Annotated in this window: 14 protein-coding genes and 1 pseudogene; 8 read left to right on the top strand and 7 right to left on the bottom strand. The window is 55.3% G+C overall.

Annotation, left to right across the window (positions count from 1 at the left end; all coding sequences use genetic code 11):
- Positions 1-31 precede the first annotated feature (31 nt).
- Complete coding sequence (locus DYY88_RS01210; RefSeq protein ID WP_242517560.1) at positions 32-1555, bottom strand: YcjF family protein; 1524 nt, start codon at positions 1553-1555, stop codon at positions 32-34.
- Positions 1556-2022: 467 nt separating this feature from the next.
- Entirely contained in the window at positions 2023-2226 is a 204-nt protein-coding gene (locus tag DYY88_RS01205) for a hypothetical protein (protein WP_039724669.1), read from the bottom strand.
- 299 nt (positions 2227-2525) lie between these two features.
- On the opposite strand from DYY88_RS01205, the gene DYY88_RS01200 reads away from it, so the two are divergent.
- Both DYY88_RS01200 and DYY88_RS01195 read left to right on the top strand, forming a co-directional pair.
- Positions 2526-3629, top strand: coding sequence for an isocitrate/isopropylmalate family dehydrogenase (locus DYY88_RS01200; RefSeq protein ID WP_039724670.1), 1104 nt, complete (start codon positions 2526-2528; stop codon positions 3627-3629).
- Positions 3630-3798: 169 nt separating this feature from the next.
- On the top strand, positions 3799-4332 hold the full coding sequence (locus DYY88_RS01195) for a GNAT family N-acetyltransferase (protein ID WP_052288134.1): 534 nt from the start codon (positions 3799-3801) through the stop codon (positions 4330-4332).
- Here the strand turns inward: DYY88_RS01195 and DYY88_RS01190 are convergent.
- Both DYY88_RS01190 and DYY88_RS23910 read right to left on the bottom strand, forming a co-directional pair.
- Positions 4329-5153, bottom strand: coding sequence for an HAD-IIB family hydrolase (locus DYY88_RS01190; protein WP_039724671.1), 825 nt, complete (start codon positions 5151-5153; stop codon positions 4329-4331). The two genes, DYY88_RS01195 and DYY88_RS01190, sit on opposite strands and share 4 nt — an antisense overlap.
- A 32-nt stretch (positions 5154-5185) precedes the next feature.
- The gene (locus tag DYY88_RS23910; RefSeq protein ID WP_160299472.1) at positions 5186-5347 is read right to left on the bottom strand and encodes a hypothetical protein; all 162 of its coding nucleotides are present in this window, start codon (positions 5345-5347) and stop codon (positions 5186-5188) included.
- A gap of 229 nt (positions 5348-5576) precedes the next feature.
- Between DYY88_RS23910 and DYY88_RS01185 the strand changes: the two genes are divergently transcribed.
- The 4 genes and pseudogenes from DYY88_RS01185 to DYY88_RS01175 all read left to right on the top strand — a co-directional run bounded on the left by DYY88_RS01185 (position 5577) and on the right by DYY88_RS01175 (position 10287).
- The gene (locus DYY88_RS01185) at positions 5577-6236 is read left to right on the top strand and encodes a response regulator (protein ID WP_084606895.1); all 660 of its coding nucleotides are present in this window, start codon (positions 5577-5579) and stop codon (positions 6234-6236) included.
- A gap of 22 nt (positions 6237-6258) precedes the next feature.
- Positions 6259-7206: pseudogene (locus DYY88_RS24420) on the top strand (GAF domain-containing protein); the annotation flags it as partial.
- A gap of 241 nt (positions 7207-7447) precedes the next feature.
- A complete protein-coding gene (locus DYY88_RS24600) occupies positions 7448-9301 on the top strand; it encodes a response regulator (protein WP_242517559.1) in 1854 nt (617 codons plus the stop codon).
- Positions 9298-10287: a GGDEF domain-containing response regulator gene (locus tag DYY88_RS01175; RefSeq protein WP_039724674.1), complete on the top strand. Its 990-nt coding sequence runs from the start codon at positions 9298-9300 to the stop codon at positions 10285-10287. The genes DYY88_RS24600 and DYY88_RS01175 overlap by 4 nt, the downstream gene beginning before the upstream one ends.
- Before the next feature lie 318 nt (positions 10288-10605).
- Here the strand turns inward: DYY88_RS01175 and DYY88_RS01170 are convergent, their stop codons facing one another.
- The 3 genes from DYY88_RS01170 to DYY88_RS01160 form a co-directional block, all read right to left on the bottom strand.
- Positions 10606-11919, bottom strand: a complete 1314-nt coding sequence (locus tag DYY88_RS01170) for an IS4 family transposase (RefSeq protein WP_039724675.1) — start codon at positions 11917-11919, stop codon at positions 10606-10608.
- A 169-nt stretch (positions 11920-12088) separates the two neighbouring features.
- Entirely contained in the window at positions 12089-12562 is a 474-nt protein-coding gene (gene ndhN, locus DYY88_RS01165; protein ID WP_039724676.1) for an NAD(P)H-quinone oxidoreductase subunit N, read from the bottom strand.
- A 435-nt stretch (positions 12563-12997) separates the two neighbouring features.
- Complete coding sequence (locus DYY88_RS01160; RefSeq protein WP_044150289.1) at positions 12998-14314, bottom strand: glycosyltransferase family 4 protein; 1317 nt, start codon at positions 14312-14314, stop codon at positions 12998-13000.
- Positions 14315-15200: 886 nt separating this feature from the next.
- Here DYY88_RS01160 and DYY88_RS01155 point away from each other — a divergent pair.
- Together DYY88_RS01155 and murJ are read left to right on the top strand one after the other, a co-directional pair.
- A complete protein-coding gene (locus DYY88_RS01155) occupies positions 15201-17192 on the top strand; it encodes a prolyl oligopeptidase family serine peptidase (protein ID WP_130199288.1) in 1992 nt (663 codons plus the stop codon).
- Between the two features lie 227 nt (positions 17193-17419).
- Positions 17420-19027 (top strand): murein biosynthesis integral membrane protein MurJ, encoded by a 1608-nt coding sequence (gene murJ, locus DYY88_RS01150; RefSeq protein ID WP_039724677.1) that lies wholly within the window; start codon positions 17420-17422, stop codon positions 19025-19027.
- The last annotated feature ends 248 nt before the right edge of the window (positions 19028-19275 follow it).

Genomic DNA, 19275 nt, shown 5'->3' with positions numbered 1-19275 from the left:
AGATTGAGGGTCGAACGCCCCAGCCCAGTGCCTATCGATCTGGGGCGTTATCTAGCGGGGGCAGGTCTTTGAGTTGCAGGGGCAGGTCGAGGGGGACGGACACTTCTTCGCGCAGGTGGGCGATCGCATCAGCGATGAATTCCCGCACGAACTGCTCGCGGCGATTGAGTTGGAATTGCTTTTGCACGACTTCACCAATGCCGCCGTCGCCCCAGTCCTGATTTTGAGTGAAATAGTCCATAAAGCTTTTGCCCGCAATGCGGGTCAAGTAGGCGGCGGTGATGCCTTGGACGCCCCGGCTGGCGATCGCCGTCGGCAGCGTCGTTTGCATGCCCAGGGCCAGCAGATTCATCACGCCTTTGGCAATGCCTAAGCCCGTGAGCGATCGCGCCACCGCATAGGCTAGGTCTTTGCCTTCTTCGATGGAAAGGTTGAATTGGTAGACTTTGCCGAGTTCCAGCACCATTTGGGCGTTGATGGCTGCAGTGGCCAACAGGTCAATGCCTGGGAGTGGTGTCGCGGCGACGACGGCAGCGTTGATCCACTGATAGCGCTCGATGACGGCGTTGGCGGCTTGGTGTCGCTGGGCTTGCATCAGATTGCGCGCTTCGACCCCCAACCGCTGCGATCGCAGCAAGAGCGAATCGGCCAGCAAGTCAGCCCCTTCGGTTCGGAGCACGGCGGTGAGACGCTGTTCCAACGGCCACAGGTCGGGCTCCATCTGGGCCACTTCTCCGGTAATGAGGCGTACGGGTTGGGGATTCGCCGCCACATCCACCACATCGGCGGGGTCAAGGGCCGCCGCTAAGCGCGATCGCACCTTCTCCACAATTTCCGACAGCTCATCGTCGGGATACAGGTCGGCTTTGTTGAGCACCACAATCACCCGTTTGCCCATGTCGAGCAGCGATCGCGCCACCGCATATTCTGACTGGCGCAGATCATTGTCGATGACGAACAGCAGCAGATCGGCGTCGGTGGCGAGTTGCCGCACTTGGGTTTCGTGATCGGGGCCAGCGGCGCTCGCTTCTAACAGACCGGGGGTATCGGTCAGCCACACCACCTGTTCCACGCCTTTCACTTGGAGCGGATAGGCGGTGGCCGTGGTCGTGGTGCCCAACGGCGCGGCGACCGTGCCCACCAGGTCGCCCAGCAGCCCGTTCACAATGGAGGTTTTGCCCACGGAACCGATGCCAAATAGCACCACGCGAATGTCGCGCTGCTGCCAATCCGTCTTGAGCGCCGCGAGCTTTTCTTCTAACGCGGTGCGGGCGACGGTATCTTGAATCTGGGCCACTTGCTGCTCGACTCCCGAGAGCGCCACCTGCGCGGCCTCAGCCTTGGCCTCGGGGACTTGGGGTGCGGCGGCACGCCGGGGACGGAAAAAGGGGCGCAGGTAATAAATTCCCCCCGCGATCACCGCGATCGCCCCCACCCCCACCGCAATCAGAAAGATCTGGGCTAGCAACGGCGAAAAGAGCGCGATCGCCCCTTGCAACCGCAGCACAAAATCCACCAGCCAGAGCAGCATTCCCAGCCCCAAAACTGCTGCCACCACGATTATCGGAAGCCGCCATCGCCTCATGCCCTACTCACTTGCCCTATGCTCCAAGGCGATCCTTTACGCAAAAGTTGCTTTGTTGCTGACATAGCAGTGGTTTCACGACCCGTTTGGAATGCTAAACCATTAAATTGACTAGCCCGACCCATGACAAAAGCTTACTCAAACTCCTACAGATAACCTGATCTGCGAGGTCCAGGACGGCAGTTCGTCCTGGTCGTAGGCCGTAGGCCGCGCGAAGCTGGGGGTCTGGGGGCAAAACGAAATTTCCCCCAGTCGTAACGACTTAACGCAGCCTGAATCTTGGCTAAACAAACCCCTGCACGTTGCTGACAGAAGCTTGACTATACCCGCCTCATGCCGAATGGATCGGACGATAAGGAGGCATCATAGGCTGATTTACTGCCACCTTCCTAATCGCCATCACTGGTGACAGTTTCGCTAATCCGAACGATCGCTGGTCAATCTTCCACAAACCGCTGCTTTCGCGACTCCCGCGAGAGAAACTCGTTTTGCCGCTCTAAATTGCCGGGCGGTTTGGGCGGTTCCGGCGGCTGCAAGGTGGATTTTTCAATCCGTCGGAGACGCACATCGATGTCATCTAGCTGTGCCTGAATCTGCTGAATCGCGGCCATGACTAGCTCAAATTTCGTCGGTTGGGTCATTACTTCATCTCAGGGTCGGGAATTGATCGAGGCACAATTATCGATTGTGGCTGCACAAGGGCTCCGGGTCGGCTCCTCTCAAGTAGTTAATTCTAGTGGACAACTTCCGAGGAAAAGCGGCGATCGCGTGAACCCCCGCTGGTGATCGCCCCCCTCGCCCCCCTGCCCCCCTTGCGGAACCGTCGCCAGACGTTAAGCAAAAGCGAAGTCTGCCCATTTAGTACCGACGTTTACAACGACGGCGGCGGCCTCCCCTAAAAATCGGGGCAGCAAACCCCTGCAAGGATTAATCCGCGTTTATGTCAGCTCAGCCATCCCCCCCCGCGATCGTAGTGATGCACGGTGATCAGACCGGGGAAGAACTGCTCACCGAAGCACTGCGAGTTTTGCAGCCTGCCGTCATTCGCCAACCGCTGCAATTTATCGACTACGACCTGAGTTTAGAAAATCGGCGCGCCACCAAAAACGATGTGGTGCGCGAGTCTGCCGCTGCTGCCTGTAAAACCGGACTCTCACTCAAAGCCGCCACCATCACCCCCGAAATCTCTGGTGACGTGGGGAGTCCGAACGCGATTTTGCGCGAAGAGCTGGGGGCCTCAGTCATTTTGCGCACGGGACGACGCATTCCCCAGGTGCGACCCATCGGGGGCGTGTATGCGCCGATCACCATTGTGCGCATGGCCGTGGACGATGCCTATGGCGCGCAGGAGTGGCGCGAAACCACGGAAGCCGGAGATGAAATTGCCTGGCGTACCTCCAAAATTAGCCGCTCAATCTGCCGCACCGTGGCGGAATTTACCTTTGCCCATGCCCAGCGCACCGGGGCCAAAGTGTTTGGCGGCCCCAAATTTACCGTCAGCGCCACCTACGAAGGCATGTTTAAAGAAGAACTGGACGCAGCCGCGCAGCGCTTTCCCGAAGTGGCCTATCAACCGCTGCTAATCGACGCCACCTTTGCGCTGCTCCTGCAAAACAGCGGCGAAGCGTTAGTGATTCCCGCGCTGAATCGCGATGGTGATTTGCTCTCGGACATGGTGTTGCAAATGTATGGCAGCATTGCCGGGTCAGAAAGTTTAGTGATGGGCTTTGACGCTGCTACCTTGCAGGTCAAAACCGTGATGGCCGAAGCGCCCCACGGCACGGCTCCGGCGCTGTATGGCAAAAATATTGCCAACCCGATGGCGATGATTTTGGCGGGGGCGGCCCTGCTCACCTATGTGAAAACGCCGCTGGCCGATCGCGCTTCCCGTTCCATTTACGAGTCGGTGTTTGAAGCACTGCACGAGGGCAAAGCCACCCCCGATCTGGGGGGAGCCCTGACCACTTCTGACTTTACCGACGAGGTGATTCGCAAGGTCAAAACCAAGCTGGAGGTCTGGTCTACACTGGAGTCTGGCTCATGACAGATGGTCGCTCTGACGCTGGTCGTGGCTAGGGCGATCGCGCTGAGGATTGGGTATCTTGGCCCTGGAAGTAACCTGTCAGGGGACGGGTCCCTCGGACGATTTCTGACCCTTCTGGTTGAGCCGACAGGGACCCGTCCCCTTAGCGATCTCGCGATGGAGTATCGCCATGCAATTAGAAACCTCTCGCTTGTTGATTCGTGACTGGCAACCCGAGTCGGATGCGCCGGACGCGATCGCCATTTACGGCGATCCTCAAGTCACTCAGTGGATTGGCGACAAATCTCTCGATACCACCGTCGAGGCGGTGCAGGCGCGATTGCAGCGGTATCGCGATCGCGCCGCCGCCTTTCCAGGCTTGGGATGTTGGGCCATTGTGCAGCAAGACAGCGACACGGCGATCGGCACAATATTGCTGATGCCCCTGCCCGATCGCGATAACCAACCCAGCGGCAAAGTCGAAATTGGCTGGCACTTGCGCCCCGCGAGTTGGGGCCATGGCTACGCTACCGAAGCTGCCCGCGCCATTCTACAGCTCGGTTTCACCACTCTCGACCTGCCAGCCATTTACGCCGTGACCCTGCCCGACAACGATCGCTCGCTCAACGTCATGCGCCGCCTGGGCATGACCGATCTGGGCATGAGTGACGACCACTACGGCGGCTATCATCTACGCCTGTTTTGCCGGACTCGTGCAGTCTAGTCAGGAAACTCCGCCAGCACTTGATTGACCGCCATAGCCCAGCCTTCAGGAGCGGGTTGGGGGGCGATCGCCCAGCCGCGATCGCTGAGTTGTGGATGTGGTCCATCCGTTCCCGGCAATACGATCGCGCGATCCACGTTCTCCAACATGTCAATATCGTTGGGGCTGTTGCCCAGACCCACGGTGACGATGTCTTCCCCGGCTGGAAAGGTGGGCTTGTACAGCTCCACCAGTTGATGGACAGCAACGCCTTTACCGGCTGCGCCCCCAATCAAGTGCGAAAAGCGATCGCCCACCACCACCTTGAAGCCCATCGACTCGACGGCAGCAGTGAGTTTTTCCGGCGGCGTATTTTTCGGCGTCAGAAACGGCTCGGTAAACTCGCGCATTTTGGCCTGGTGGGCGTCATCCGCTGACAACCCGGTGAGCTGCTGTACCTGCTCCACCGAGAGATCCCCAAAGCCCTTGAGCGGTCGGCCCAGTTCTTGCGCGATCGCCTTCAGTCCCGCCCGCGCCATCACGTAAATCACCCCCAATGCCACCACCCGATACGGCCCGTCGTCTTCACCCTCCGGCAGCGCAAACGGACAGGTGTCGCGGGGAATGTAAATCGCGCTGCCATTTTCGGTGACGAACGGCCCCGTCAGCCCGATTTGTAGAATCAGCGTTTCCACCTCCGCCCGCGTTTTGCTCGTCACCGGAATTACCGGAATGCCTCGCTGCTGCAACGTTTGCAAGACGGGCAACGCCGCGTCATAGGCGTAACTTTCGCCATTGAGCAAGGTGCCATCCAAATCGGTAAAGAGAATGAGCGCCGTCATGATTTCATCCCAGTTCCCACATATCGCCCTTATCATCGCAACAAGCTGAATGATCTCGGACATGCCAGCCCCAAACCGTTGCAGAACTCCACAGAACCCAGCGCGATCGCCGAGTCCCAGCCACCAATAGGTTCTAATCGCCAGCCTTCCAACACGTCTCTTAGCGCGATCGCCGCCACCGCAAGTTTGGGCATCCAGAAATGAAACTTGAATCGTCTCACCCCTGCGACTTACCAATTTTTTGGTCGGGCCAGACCAATTAATAAGAATTGATTGGATAGTTTGCTGGTTTTACCCGCTTCATTACTAATCAATAATTTTTCAAACTTGGGTTCTAGAGCGCTGGACGATTGCGGCTTACTAAACAAAGCAGCCCGGCGCGATCGCCTCTGAAGCAGTCATTCCTGAAATCAGCAACGCCGCATCCTCGTAGTTGATGATCAGCCCGAAAATCGTCAACTCTTAGTCAAGCTGCTAGAGCAAGTAGGGTTATGGGTAAAATCGGCCTACAACGGTCACGATGCCATCGACAAGTGGCTGGCTTGGCAGCCTGACCTGATCTTGATGGACATTCGCATGCCCGGATTTGATGGTTACGACGCCACTCGCCAGATTCGCCGCTTAGAAGATCCCGCTGCTCGAACGGTGATTATTGCCGTTACCGCGCAAGTCTCCAACCGCGATCGCGCCCTTAGCCTTGCTGCTGGTTGTGACGACTACATCATCAAGCCCTTTCAAGAGGCCACCCTTTTTCTCAAAATGGCAGAACAATTGGGCCTGGAATATGTCTTTGCCCAACCTAATCTTCCGAATCTTCCGAATCCAGCCGCGATCGCTCAGCCCCCATGTGCCGATGAGTACAAGCCCACTGCCCTAGCGCCGGAAGATTTGCGCCATTTGCCCGCGACCTGGCTGCAAGACCTGGATGACGCCGCTATCTGTGGCACCGACCTCGCCATCCACACCCTGGTCAGGCAGTTGCCGACTAACCTGGCGGGGCTGGCCCAGCGGCTCAACCACCTCGCCGATCACTACCAGTTCGAGCGCATTGTCCAAATGTTCCAAGTTTTGTCTAATTCTTAGTCAAAGGTAGACTTCGCCGATTATGCCTTCTCTCTCTTCCACCATTGCCTGGCTGGCCGCTTACGAGCAGCGACTCAACGAGCAATGCAGTGCCGCCTCGCTCATCGCCCCCGGCTATATTCAACCCCATGGCTTGCTACTGGTACTGCAAGCGCCCGGCCTCACCATTCGACACCTGAGCGCCAACGCCCCCGCCTGGCTTCATCTTTCCGAGGCCGAGTTAATAGGCCAGCCCCTTCAGCAAATTTTGTCGGCCAGCCAATATCAACGTGTCTTGCACCATCTCAACCAGGTCTACGCTGGCTTGGGCACCCCGTTTGAGCTACGGCTCAAAGCCCACCACCAGATGACCCCAACTCCGCCCCGTCAGAGCTTTCGCTGCCAGCTACAGGCGATCGCTGACGGCGTGCTGTTAGAACTAGAGCCCCTCCATCCACGTTCATCGTTCAACGGTGTGAGCTTGTACCACCGTTTGCAAGCCACCCTGTTAGAACTGCGGCAAAGCACCGACCTGCACGATTTAGCCCAACGGTTGACCCAGACCATCGCCCATTTGACCGACTTTGATCGCGTCATGGTCTATCAGTTTCAACCCGATGATCACGGTGTCGTCATCGCCGAAACCAAGCGCCCCGACCGAGAAAGCTATCTGGGACTGCATTATCCCGCCTTCGATATTCCGCCCGCGTCGCGACAGCTTTTTCTGCGTAATTGGGTGCGGCTCATCCCCGATGTACAAGCGGCCCCGGTGCCCTTGCTGCCCCCCGATGCTGACCACGCGATTGATTTGAGCGATTCGGTGCTGCGCGGTGTCTCGCCTTATCACATCGAATACTTGCAAAACATGGGCGTCGCCGCCACCATGACCCTTTCCCTGATCACCGAACAGCGGTTGTGGGGCTTGATTGCCTGTCACCATTACCAGCCCAAAACCGTTGACTATGAAATGCGCCATACCTGTGAATTAATCGGTCAATTGGCTTCCATTGAGCTGATGCATCAGCAGTCGCGCGGTCGACACCACTATCAACAACAGGTCAGAGCCATTCAAGCCGAACTGCAGCGGGCGTTTGCGACGACCCCTAACTTTATCGAGGCGGTCTTAACTCGCCATCGTGACCACCTGTTGACCCTGGTCAACGCCGAGGGCGCGGCCATCCTCATTGACGATCATCTGACGCTGCTGGGCCACACCCCCCCCCGCTGCCGCTGTGCGATCGCTAGTGGACTGGTTAGTCGAGCAAACGACCGAACCGGTGTTTGCCACTCATCAACTCGCTCAACACTATGCGCCCGCCCAAGCTTATCAAGCCCAGGCCAGCGGCTTGCTAGCTGCTTCCATTTGCCTGGGCAATCATCCGCAGCGGTCTTATCATCTGCTGTGGTTTCGCCCCGAAGTGCTGCAAACCATCAATTGGGCAGGTAACCCCCAATCCGCTCTGCAACTCGATCCCGACCTGGAGCAACTGAGTCTATGCCCGCGTCACTCTTTTCAACGCTGGCAAGAGACGGTCAGGGGACAAGCCCTCCCCTGGCAAGCGGCTGAACTCGCTGCTGCCCAAGAGATGCGCAACACGCTACTGCTCGCGGTGCTGGAATTTTCGCAAGCAGCTCTTGCCGCTGAGGCCGAGCGGGCCGCGATCGCCAACCAGGCCAAAAGTCAGTTTCTCGCCAAAATGAGCCACGAACTCCGCACGCCGCTGAATGCCATTCTGGGCTTTACCCAACTCATGCTGCGAGATGACTCGGTCTCCCATGAACTCCGCGATTCTTTAGACATCATTGGTCAGAGTGGTGAGCACCTACTCACCCTAATCAACGACGTGTTGGAAATGTCGAAGATTGAGGCGGGTCAACTGGAACTCAACCATAGCTGCTTCTCGCTGACTGATTTGTTGCAGTCTCTGCACCAAATGTTTGCCCTCAAAGCGGCAGAAAAAGGTATCCAACTCACGCTGGATGTACCCATCGATGTTCCTCAATACATTTGCACCGACCAGGCAAAACTGCGGCAGATTCTTATTAACCTACTTAGCAACGCGGTGAAATTTACGGATCAGGGACAGATTCGGCTTCGTGTTACCGGGGCTTTAGAGCCTGATCTGGCTCAGCCCCCTGGCCCCGTGCCCCTAGCCCTGGCCTTAGCGGTGACTGATACAGGCTGCGGCATTGCCCCTGCCGACCAACAAGCAATTTTTGAGGCGTTTCGCCAAACTCAGCAGGGTCGCGACTCCCAAGGCACCGGCCTGGGTCTCTCTATTAGCCGTCAGTTTGCCCGGTTGTTGGGCGGCGACATTACTCTACGCAGCAGCAACACCGGCTCGACCTTTACCTGTCATGTTATGGTGCATCCCTCGACGACGCTCATGCTGCCTCCTCAGTCCCAGGCTCCCAAAATTGTCGCGATCGCACCAGATCAACCCTCTTATCGGCTGCTGATTGCCGAAGATACCTTTGCTAATCGTCACTTGTTACAGCGATTGCTCACCGACCTTGGCTTTATCGTCTGTGTGGTTGAGCATGGCCAGGCGGCGGTGCAGCAGTGGCAGACCTGGCATCCCGATCTAATTTTGATGGATGTGCAAATGCCGCATCTGAATGGTTTAGCCGCTACGCGCCAAATTCGCCAAGCCGAAGCCCGACAGCAGCGATCGCCGACGCCGATCATTGCCCTCACTGCCTATGCCTTTGAGAGCGATCGTGACCAGTGCCTCGCCGCGGGTTGCACTGACTATCTCGCCAAACCGTTTGACCCTAACATCCTCTTGGCAAAAATTGCCCAGACGCTCGATCTGCGGTATCAATATCAGGAAACTGCTCCTACGGACTCGCCATCCTTGCCGTCGCCCCTGCGCCCCCAAGACTTAGCCGATTTTCCTGGCGTTTGGCGCGAGGCCGTCTACGAAGCGGCACTCGACTTAGACGATGCCACGCTCTATCGGTTGATCCAAGAAATCGCGCCCACCGCGCCCACCATTGCCGGCCAACTCACTCAACTGGTCGATAACTTTCAGCTTGAGGCGCTTTCCCGACTGACTGACTCCTCTCTGAAGGAGCAGCCATGACTACCCTGCTAAAACCGCCCAGCGAAATCACCCTGCTGATTGTTGACGACACGGCAGATAACCTCCGGCTGATCGCCAGAATTTTAGAAACCCAGGGCTACATTGTGCGCAAAGCCCTGAACGGCAAAATGGCTTTGCAAGGCGTTTTGCGGCAGCCCCCTGACCTGATTTTGCTCGACATCAACATGCCGGAAATGAGCGGCTACGAGGTTTGTCGCGCTCTCAAGGGCAATCCTAAAACCGCCCATATCCCGATCATTTTCATCAGTGCGCTCGACCAGATTCAGGACAAAGTGCTCGCTTTTGAAACCGGCGGCAGTGATTACATTACCAAACCCTTTCAAGAGCAAGAGATCCTCATGCGGGTCAAAAATCAGCTCCTCATTCAGCAACAACAACAAGCGATAGATTTGCAACGCCAGCAACTTGCGGCCAAAAATGAACAACTTAAACAAGAAATTCAAGAACGCCAAAAAGCGGAAGCAGAGGTGCAACGTCTGGCGATTACGGATGAACTGACGAGCCTGCTCAATCGCCGTGGTTTTCATCTTTTAGCGACGCAACAACTTAAATTGGCCCAAAGAGCCACTAGTCACGGCTATCTGCTGTTTGCCGATTTGGATGGCTTAAAAACGATTAACGACACCCTCGGCCATGCAGCGGGCGACCAGATGATTCAAGATACCGCCCAGATTTTGCGAGATACCTTTCGGCAAACTGACATTTTGGCACGTCTCGGTGGGGATGAATTTGTGGTGTTGATTCCTGCTTGCGATCGCGAAAGTGCAGAACTTCAGTCACGCTTACAAACCCATATCGACGCATTTAATCAAACGCAGACGCGCCCATATTCAATTGCGATGAGTTTCGCTTTTGTCGAATGCCTGAAGCACCAGCAAGCATCACTGGAAACCCTTATCCAGTATGCCGACGATCTGATGTATCAGCAAAAGAGACGCAAAAAAGCTGCCGTTCAGCATGATTAAAGCAGCAGATAAATAACGGGCTTGAGTATCAAAGTTGCAGTTCCATCCACCGCGCAACGACGGCATGCTAACGACCACCCCTTATGCCCGAGAGTGCGAGAACCGGAACTGTTGGAAAGCCTGCTTAGCCGTTCATTTATCGGCACTAGATTTACGTAGCCAGAGCTAGATGCTAAGGAGTCCCCCTCCCTAATCAGACCAGTGTCCGCATGTGGCTAAAAGCCATTCTCTGCGTAACTGATTTGCTAAGGAATTGGAATTAAATTAAGTGTGAACAGCCGTCTCGGCTGTTCAAGAGCAGGCAAGATGCCATAGGCGTCAAGTTAGGGTCTCAGTCCAAATGTCAACAGATTGTGTTTGCTGTTTCAGTTGTCGCCTTCGTTTAGTTTTAATGAGCCCAAACGATTGGTGAAACTTGACCAAGAACGGAATCAATTCGGTTTCATCCTCTCTTTGCTTTGCCTGGGCATAGTGATAAAGGCTACGAAACACCATTTCTACCGAAATCATCTCTATCGGCTGTTTTAAGGCAATCGCCACTTCCGCGCAGAGGTCATTGAGCACCGCATAAAACGTCCAGGTGGCATAGATTTGAATTTTGACGCCATTACTGCCACCGACCCACAAGTAAGCTAAGCCTAACAACCGTTTGGTGAGCAAAAATGCTTCTTCAATCCGCCAGCGCCGCCGATAGAGGTCACAAACCTGCTGCGCGGACAGCACGTCTGGGTCCAGGACATTGGTGAGGTATCGATACCAAGTCTGGCCCCATAGCACTGAAACGAGTCGGACTGGATGCTCACAGGGATGACGGCCCAATCCCATCTCAATGAGCTCATCCCGGTAGCAGGGTCCCTGCGAGAGCCCCCGCACGACCTGGTAGTTCACCTTCTGTTTGAGACGCGTTAAAAAGCACTTCTTCGCCGTCGTCATCGCATCAAACCAAGGAAAGGCGAAAAAGCCCATATCGACAATCAAGAGTCCACCCACGGGCAAGAGTGCGGTGAACTCATCGCTCCAGCTCATATCGGAGCGTTGCGGATGGTCATCGTGCCAAACCTTCACCGGCCGATGGCTCAGCGCTTCCACCACCATCATGATTTTGCCGGCCAACGGGTTCGACTTGAGGGGTTGCGGCTGAGCGAGCCGACGCTGTAGGCGCGACATCGTCGAACCATCGGCAATCCAAATGGCACTGAAGCGCTCTGACACGCTTTGATAAGCCCCGCCGCCGCCGGGCTGGGGACTGGCGCGAATGCGGCTGACAACGTGCTCAAACATCTCCATAAATAACGCCGCCGGCAGAGTCCTGAAACGCTCAGAGACCGCTTGTTTCGTGACCGATTGCGCCGGCACCCACAGCAATCCCGCTTGCTCCAGTAGGCGCACGATGTCTGACAAATAGCGCACTTGGCGATACACCAGACTCACCACCAGCGCCGCCATGACCGACAGCGTGAGCGTTCGATCTCGAAGCTGACGACCGTTATCGTTGACGGTCTTGAGGTTGGCAAAGGTACCCGGCGTCAACCAGGCAATCAACCGCTGTTCCAGCGCCTCGCTCGAGGGGGCCGGTGGCGTTACAAACCGCCGAAAGTCAGGATTGCCTCGGCGTTTGTGAGGTTTGCTCATGGCGCTCAACTCAACGGTAGCAATTCAGATTAGCAAGGACAGTCCCAAACGGATTGACTTTTGAACCTATTTGTTAACTTGACGCCTATGGCAAGATGCCTGCCCGACAAAACTTGGATTTTATAAAATCCTGATTCCTAAGGAGCAAGCCCTCTACTCAAGCCATAGACTAGGCCGCGAGTTCTTTTTCTAAAGGTTGCCAGCTAAAGACGCGATCGCCCCCCATTTCCAGCACCACTTTGACATTGGGCATCGTTTTGGGCAGCTCAGTCAGGTAAGCAATTTCTTGCTGGGACAAAATGTTTCCTTCAATCAGCCAGAGCACCATGCCTTTCGCCTTGGGCGACATTCCTTCCATGCGGTAGCTGATAATGGGGGGGATGTAATAGCGATACCCCACTGCCGCTGATTGGCCAATCGTTTTCTTGCCTAAGTGAGCCGGGCGCACACCATGGATATCGGTCAGGTAGGCCGACAGATCACCCAATCCCTTGACCGTTAAATTTACACACTCGTAGCCCGCAGCTCGCAAACGGCGCTGATATCGCCCTTCAAAGCCCCCTTCTAGGGGAGCCCTCACAGCTAAAGCACCAGCAGATTCGAGGTCTTTGATAAAGCGCTTGCCAGTAGTGATCAATGCCATGGTGATTTTGAAGTTTAGATAACGTTCGGTCTCCAACCTTTATCCTACTGGTTTAGCGGCCATCAGAGCAGCGATCGCGATTGGCTTTCCTGTGCTCTGCAATTGCCTTGACTGATACGACTGCAGCATCTGTTAGACAGCCCCGAGCTAGTATCAGCGTCGGCATCGCCCCCGCCATGTTCGACCGCTTGAATTTCAGCGCATTTCACTTGCTGGACCCAGGCTCATCAGCTGAGTGCTTGGTCAACCTGCAAATTGAGGCCCCCTACGGTGCCCTGCGAACCTGACGGACTAGCACCTCGACGCCAAGCGACAAACTCTAAAATTTAGGTTTGATTGTGTACCCGCCTGCGATCGCACTCAAAACCCCCAGATTAAGGATTTGCTCATCTGGGGGCAATGCGTGCACAGGCGCCAGTCAAACTGGTCGTTGAATTACACCCGAGGCGGTAGCTGATTGCTCGAAACCGCTTCTGCTGAGGCCATTTGAGGAGTCATCTTACCGTAAGGGGTCTGAGAGCGCTTGCCTTCAACCAATTGCTTAAAGAGCGTCTCATATCGATTGAGTGCCTGTTCGAAGGAATATTCGCTCAGAGCATGGTGCCGTCCCTGGCGGCCTAGCTTTTCAGCAACTTCAGGGTTTTCGTAGAGGTGCTGAATGGCCTTTGCCAGCTTACTGGGATTTTCTGGCTCGACGACTAGGCCACCGCCACTTGCGCGAATCGCTTGTGCTGCCGTGCCATGATCGGGCACTGCGGCCAGAATGGGCCGCCCACTCGCCAGCAGCACCTGAGTTTTCGATGGCATATTGAAGCCCACCACATTCCGCTTTTGCATAATCAGCCCCACATCAGCCGCTGCCAGCATTTCCGGCAACTCAGCTCGGGGAGCAAACGGTCGAAGCAGAACGTTTTGCACACCCAACTCTTGTCGCAGTTCATCCAAATCAGAAAGCTGGCTTTCTTCGCCAACAATTACAAAGACCAGGTCCTCAATATGCTGTAGTCGGGCGGCCGCTCGAATCACGGTTTGAATGCCTTGGGTTCGCGCAATGTTACCCGAGTAAAGCACAACAAACTTATTCTCTAAGCCGTTGGCCTGACGGAAGGCATTCTCATATTTAGGCATGGGCCGGATGAAGTTCACATCCACCCAGTTGGAAATAATTTTCATCTTGCTGTCGCGGACGCCTTTGCCCAGCAGGTTTTGCCGAAAGCCTTCGGCAATCACGCTGATTTGAGTGGCAGAGCGATAGGCAAACTTTTCTAAAATTTCAAAGGCCCGAATTGCCAACGGATTACTAATTAGCCCCGTCTGAACTGCCGCTTCGGGCAAAATGTCTTGCAAATTGAGGACGGTCGGACATCGATAGATCAGTTTGAGCAGAGCTACCGGTACCGCTACTGGCAAAGACGGACTGGTGTTCAAAATTACATCAGGTCGCCAGCCCTGTAACGCTTTGATGAGACTGAGCCCCACAAAGCTACCTTCCAACAGCAATCGTGTAGAGAGCCCTGGATTCGGCCGAATCCAGACATAGCATCGTTGAATAGTGACGCCGTTTTTCTCCTCTGTCGCAAACCATTTGCCTCGATAAGCGGGATAAATTTTCCGCTCCGGATAATTCGGCATTGCGGTGATCACTCTAACTTCATGCCCACGTTTTACTAAGCCTTCAGCCAATTCCGTCATCAGCGGCGCAATACCAATGGGCTCAGGATGATAGTTGTAGGAATAAATCAGGATGCGCATGTTTGCAGAATTTCCTTGAGATATTGACTGTTGGCTGGTCTGAGGGCAAGAGATTCCAGAAGGATGACTAGTCATCGAGGCGACTCAACGCTTGACAACAAACGTGTACGTGCAGCCTTATTAGCTAGCTCATACTTCTACATATGCCTTGATTTACATGGAATGTCCGGAGATCAAGGTTGACTTTATGAGATTCAAAACTTTTGGTTAAGTTACAGCAAAGAGAAATGAGTCTATGCTTTTGGCATACTTAGGGTGCCCGAATAAGTGCCTAAATGACTCAGTTCTAATATTTTCAGGTGTTTTCACCTGTGATTTAATCAGTAACCATGGCATCTTCAGTAAGATTACGGATGTCAAAAAAGGAGACTGAATCTGCTTCGCAGAAGCTCAACAGAAATGTGAATTTCTTTCTAATTGGTGATTAAGTTCAGATAAATGCGAGGGTGACGATCGCCTGTATATCCTCTCTATAAACCTGAATTAAGTACCACTCAAAAGGACAAAGTTGATGACGCGATCAAAAACTTTAGGTTCCTTCTAAGTTTCTCCATGAGTTGTTTATTAAGCTTCACTAGTCATTTATTAAAGACTGGTGAATTTGGCGCTCAGGTAGTCCTGTTGGGGGCGCTATTGGTCAGATGGGGCATGGCGAACCAATTGAACGGCCAGGGGGCTGTGGGGATGCCATGTTCTGGGTCAGCGATCTCGTTTTGCTGATGGGGAATTTCCTCTATCTAAATTTCCTCTATCTATAGTGAGCGGTGTCATCTTGCTGTCATTAGTAGTCCCTGTTAGCCGTTGAGGGATGGCGATCCGAATGATTTTCTCGGTAGAGTAATCGGCGGGGCGTTCGGTATGCAGTTATCCGGTGAGGTGGGGAGTGATGGTGAAACCTAAGTTTGTTTTGCTGGCCGTTTGCGTGGCGTTGTCGTCGGTGTTGTGGCCTCAGCTGGCGGTGACGTCGGCGGCTGACGCCGTGTTGCCACCCGGCGAAAACCTGGTGATTGAAGGTATCCCGCCCATCCCGATGAGTGTGGTCGAGCAAGCCGATCGCTACACTCAGTACCGTACGGCGTCGTTGCAAAGCTGGCACCCCACCCGGCGCGAGATGCTGATTTCGACCCGGTTTGGTGACACGTCTCAAACCCATCGAGTGAGTGAACCGCTGGGGGCACGCTACCAACTCACCTTTTTTGAGGAGGGGGTGTCGGGGGTGAGCTACCAGCCGACGGTCGGAGATTACTTCTTATTCAGTAAAGACATTGGTGGCAGTGAGGCCAATCAAACTTTTCGCTACGACGTGGCCACGGGAGCGGTGATGCTGTTGACGGATGGCACGTCTCGTAACAGTGGCGGTGTGTGGTCTACAGCGGGCGATCGCATTGTTTACACCTCAACCCGGCGTAATGGGGCTGATGGCGATCTTTACGTCATGAATCCCCGCGAGCCTGAGCGCGATCGCTTGCTGGCCGAAGTGCCAGGGGGGGGCTGGTTCCCCACGGATTGGTCGCCGGATGACCGCCAGATTGTGGTGATTGAATATATCTCAATTAACCAAGCTAATCTCTGGCTCTTTGATGCCGAAACGGGAGAGCGTACGCTGCTGACGCCGCCAGTGAACGAAGAGTCAGTGGCTTATCTAGATGGCATTTTTAGTCCCGATGGTCAGCGCTTGTATACGGTGAGCGATCGCGATTCGGAATTTTTGCACCTCGGCTATATCGATCTGGCAACGTTGGAGTTGACTCACCTGACGGATGACATTCCTTGGGATGTGGAGGCAGTGGATTTGTCGCCAGATGGTTCTCAGATTGCCGTCATCATGAATGAAAATGGGGCCAGCGTTTTATACGTCATTGATGCTGCTACGGGTGCCAGACAAACGTTTGACACCATTCCTGCCGGGCGACTGCGGGGGCTGGAATGGCGCCACAACGGCGCAGAGTTGGGGTTCACCCTCTATTCCGCCCAATCGACTGCTGATGTGTACTCGCTCAATGTATCTACCGGGGCGCTCGAACGGTGGACGCAGAGCGAGACGGCGGGCTTGAATCTGGATACTTTTGTGGAGCCCGAGCTGATTGCTTGGGAGAGCTTTGACGGGCGCGAGATTACGGGCTTTCTCTATCGCCCCCCGGCAGACAAATTCCCGGGTCCGCGCCCCGTGGCGATGTATATCCACGGGGGGCCAGAGGGGCAGTTTCGGCCCACTTATCTGGGGCGGTTGAATTACTACATCAATGAACTCGGCATTGCCATGGTGTTTCCCAATGTGCGGGGCTCGACGGGCTATGGCAAAACCTTTACTAAGCTCGACAATGGCTATTTGCGAGAGGACTCGGTGAAGGATATCGGGGCGCTGCTGGATTGGATTGCAGCAGAACCCGGGTTGGATAGCGATCGCATTCTGGTGAGCGGTGCCAGCTATGGCGGGTACATGTCTCTGGCCGTGGCGACCAACTACCCTGATCGCATTCGCGCGTCCATTAATGTGGTGGGCATCTCCAACTTCGTCACTTTTTTAGAAAACACGGAGGACTACCGTCGCGACCTGCGGCGGGTGGAATACGGCGATGAGCGCGATCCGGAAATGCGCCAATTTTTGACAGACATCTCACCGCTGACCAACGCTGACAATATTCAACAGCCCATGTTGATCGTCCATGGGGCCAATGATCCCCGAGTGCCAGTCAGTGAAGCCGAGCAACTCTTCGACATTCTCGCCGGCCAGGAGGTGCCGGTTTGGTACCTGGTGGCCACGGATGAAGGGCACGGCTTTGCGAAGAAGCAAAACATCGACTACCAGTTCTATACCAACATTATGTTTATGCGGCAGTTTCTGTTGGATGAGCTGGTAGAAGGGGCGTTGAATTAGGCGTGACGGGCAGAGTCATGGTCTATGGATACACCGAATGCTGAAAAGGGGACATTTCCTCAGGAGAGGCACCCGGTCCCTGGGTTATGACCTTGAGATATCGGTTGACCAGGCAGGGACCGGGTGCCTAGAGCAAGCAGTTAGTGTCTGCTGTCGCCTGTCTGCTGCTTTCCAATAAGGTGATAAGCTAGCTGCGCACTGTTGTTGCGGAATCGGTGAATCGCCCTGTGTCTGACGCGAAACCTGCTCGTTCTCTGGCCAATATTGCCACGATTGTGGCGGCGGCGACCCTGATTAGCAAAGTCTTTGGGCTGGTGCGGCAGCAGGCGATCGCGGCTGCTTTTGCCGTCGGGCCAGTGGCTGATGCTTATAACTTTGCCTATGTTATCCCAGGCTTTTTGTTCGTGCTGCTGGGGGGCATCAACGGCCCCTTTCACAGCGCCATTGTGAGTGTGGTCGCTAAGCGCGATCGCGAAGAAATTGGCCCGCTGGTCGAAACTATCAGCACGCTGGTTACAGCAATTTTGTTGCTGGTCGCCATTGCCATGGTGGTGTTTGCGGCCCCAATCATCGACTTTGTCGCCCAGGGGTTAAGCGATACGGATCCGACTGCGCGGGCGATCGCCATTCGTCAGTTGCAAATCATGGCTCCCATGGCTGTGTTTGCCGGGTTGATCGGCATCGGCTTTGGCACGTTAAATGCAGACGATCAATATTGGTTGCCGTCCGTGAGTCCGATGTTTTCGAGCGTGGCGGTAATTGTCGGGTTGGGGCTGCTATATGCGGCGATCGGCAGTGATATGACCCAGCCAAGCTACTTTATGTTGGGCGGCATGGTGCTGGCGGGTTCTACCTTGCTCGGGGCCGTGATGCAGTGGCTGGTGCAAATTCCCGCTTTGTGGCGCTCTGGGTTGGGACGACTGCGGCTGCGGTTCAACTGGCGTGAACCGGGGGTGCGAGATGTCTTCAAAATTCTGGCCCCGGCCACCTTTGCCTCTGGCATGATGCAGATCAATGTGTTCACCGATCTGTTTTTTGCTTCCTACATTCCTGGTACGGCAGCGGCCTTGGGGTATGCCACGCTGTTGGTGCAGACCCCCCTGGGCATCATTTCCAACGTGATTTTGGTGCCGTTTTTGCCGATTTTTGCGCGGTTGGCCTCCCCCGAAGACTGGCCCGAACTCAAAGATCGCATTCGCCAGAGCTTGATGATGGTCGCGTTGACCATGTTGCCGTTAGGGGTGCTGATCATGACCCTGGCGCTGCCTATTGTGCAGGTCATTTACGAACGGGGGGCGTTTGACTTGGCTGCCGCCGAAATCGTCACCGCTGTCCTGGTGGCCTACGGTCTGGGCATGTTTGTTTATCTGGCGCGGGATGTGTTGGTGCGGGTTTATTACGCCCTGGGCGATGCGCAAACGCCGTTTCGGATCAGCCTCGTAAATATCGGTCTCAACGTAGTGCTCGACTATTTCTTCATTCGCTGGTTCGGCGCACCGGGGCTGGTGTTGGCGACAGTCGGGGTCAACATTACCTCCACGATCGCGATGGTGGTCATCCTGCATCGCAAACTCAACGGCCTGCCCTGGCTCGACTGGGGCCGCTCGATTTTCGTGCTCACCCTGCTCAGCGGTGTGGCTGGACTCGTGACTTACGGTACCCGGTTAGGCCTGGAGCAGATATTCGGTATTGAAGGATTTGTGAACCGCTTAGTGCAGTTAGCGATCGCCAGCGCGATCGGCCTCACTGTCTTTGGTCTGGGTACTCTGGTCCTGCGCATCCCCGAAGCGACGCTGCTAGTGAATCGGGTGCGATCGCGCTTTACCCGCCGCTAAACAGGGCACAAAGTTCTGAATGCGCGGTCAGGACTCCATCCTCACCGCAAAATCCATGCTCTCAGCCCCAAGCCCCAAGCGTTCAAACATCAGCCAGGGAAGGGCTGAGAAGCATGTCGGGCCTGGGGGTGAGGCAACTCCGTCGGTTCCAAATTCTAGGTTCCACTAGCAGCGACGGTGGCGGCCGATTTACTCCGACAAGCATTCCTGAGTGTTACTGTAGTTAACGCTCAACTCTCTGCTTTCAG

Origin of the sequence: Leptolyngbya iicbica LK (genome assembly GCF_004212215.1) — a bacterium.
Taxonomy (GTDB): domain Bacteria; phylum Cyanobacteriota; class Cyanobacteriia; order Phormidesmidales; family Phormidesmidaceae; genus Halomicronema; species Halomicronema iicbica.
This window is presented reverse-complemented; position numbering and strand designations above follow the sequence as displayed.

What these genes read in the sequence shown, in the direction of transcription:
- DYY88_RS01170 (WP_039724675.1), bottom strand. Translation starts at nt 11,919, where the DNA reads ATGAGCAAACCTCACAAACGCCGAGGCAATCCTGACTTTCGGCGGTTT.
- ndhN (WP_039724676.1), bottom strand. Translation starts at nt 12,562, where the DNA reads ATGGCATTGATCACTACTGGCAAGCGCTTTATCAAAGACCTCGAATCT.
- DYY88_RS01160 (WP_044150289.1), bottom strand. Translation starts at nt 14,314, where the DNA reads ATGCGCATCCTGATTTATTCCTACAACTATCATCCTGAGCCCATTGGT.
- DYY88_RS01175 (WP_039724674.1), top strand. Translation starts at nt 9,298, where the DNA reads ATGACTACCCTGCTAAAACCGCCCAGCGAAATCACCCTGCTGATTGTT.
- DYY88_RS01190 (WP_039724671.1), bottom strand. Translation starts at nt 5,153, where the DNA reads ATGACGGCGCTCATTCTCTTTACCGATTTGGATGGCACCTTGCTCAAT.
- DYY88_RS01195 (WP_052288134.1), top strand. Translation starts at nt 3,799, where the DNA reads ATGCAATTAGAAACCTCTCGCTTGTTGATTCGTGACTGGCAACCCGAG.
- DYY88_RS01200 (WP_039724670.1), top strand. Translation starts at nt 2,526, where the DNA reads ATGTCAGCTCAGCCATCCCCCCCCGCGATCGTAGTGATGCACGGTGAT.
- DYY88_RS23910 (WP_160299472.1), bottom strand. Translation starts at nt 5,347, where the DNA reads ATGCCCAAACTTGCGGTGGCGGCGATCGCGCTAAGAGACGTGTTGGAA.
- DYY88_RS01205 (WP_039724669.1), bottom strand. Translation starts at nt 2,226, where the DNA reads ATGACCCAACCGACGAAATTTGAGCTAGTCATGGCCGCGATTCAGCAG.
- DYY88_RS01155 (WP_130199288.1), top strand. Translation starts at nt 15,201, where the DNA reads ATGGTGAAACCTAAGTTTGTTTTGCTGGCCGTTTGCGTGGCGTTGTCG.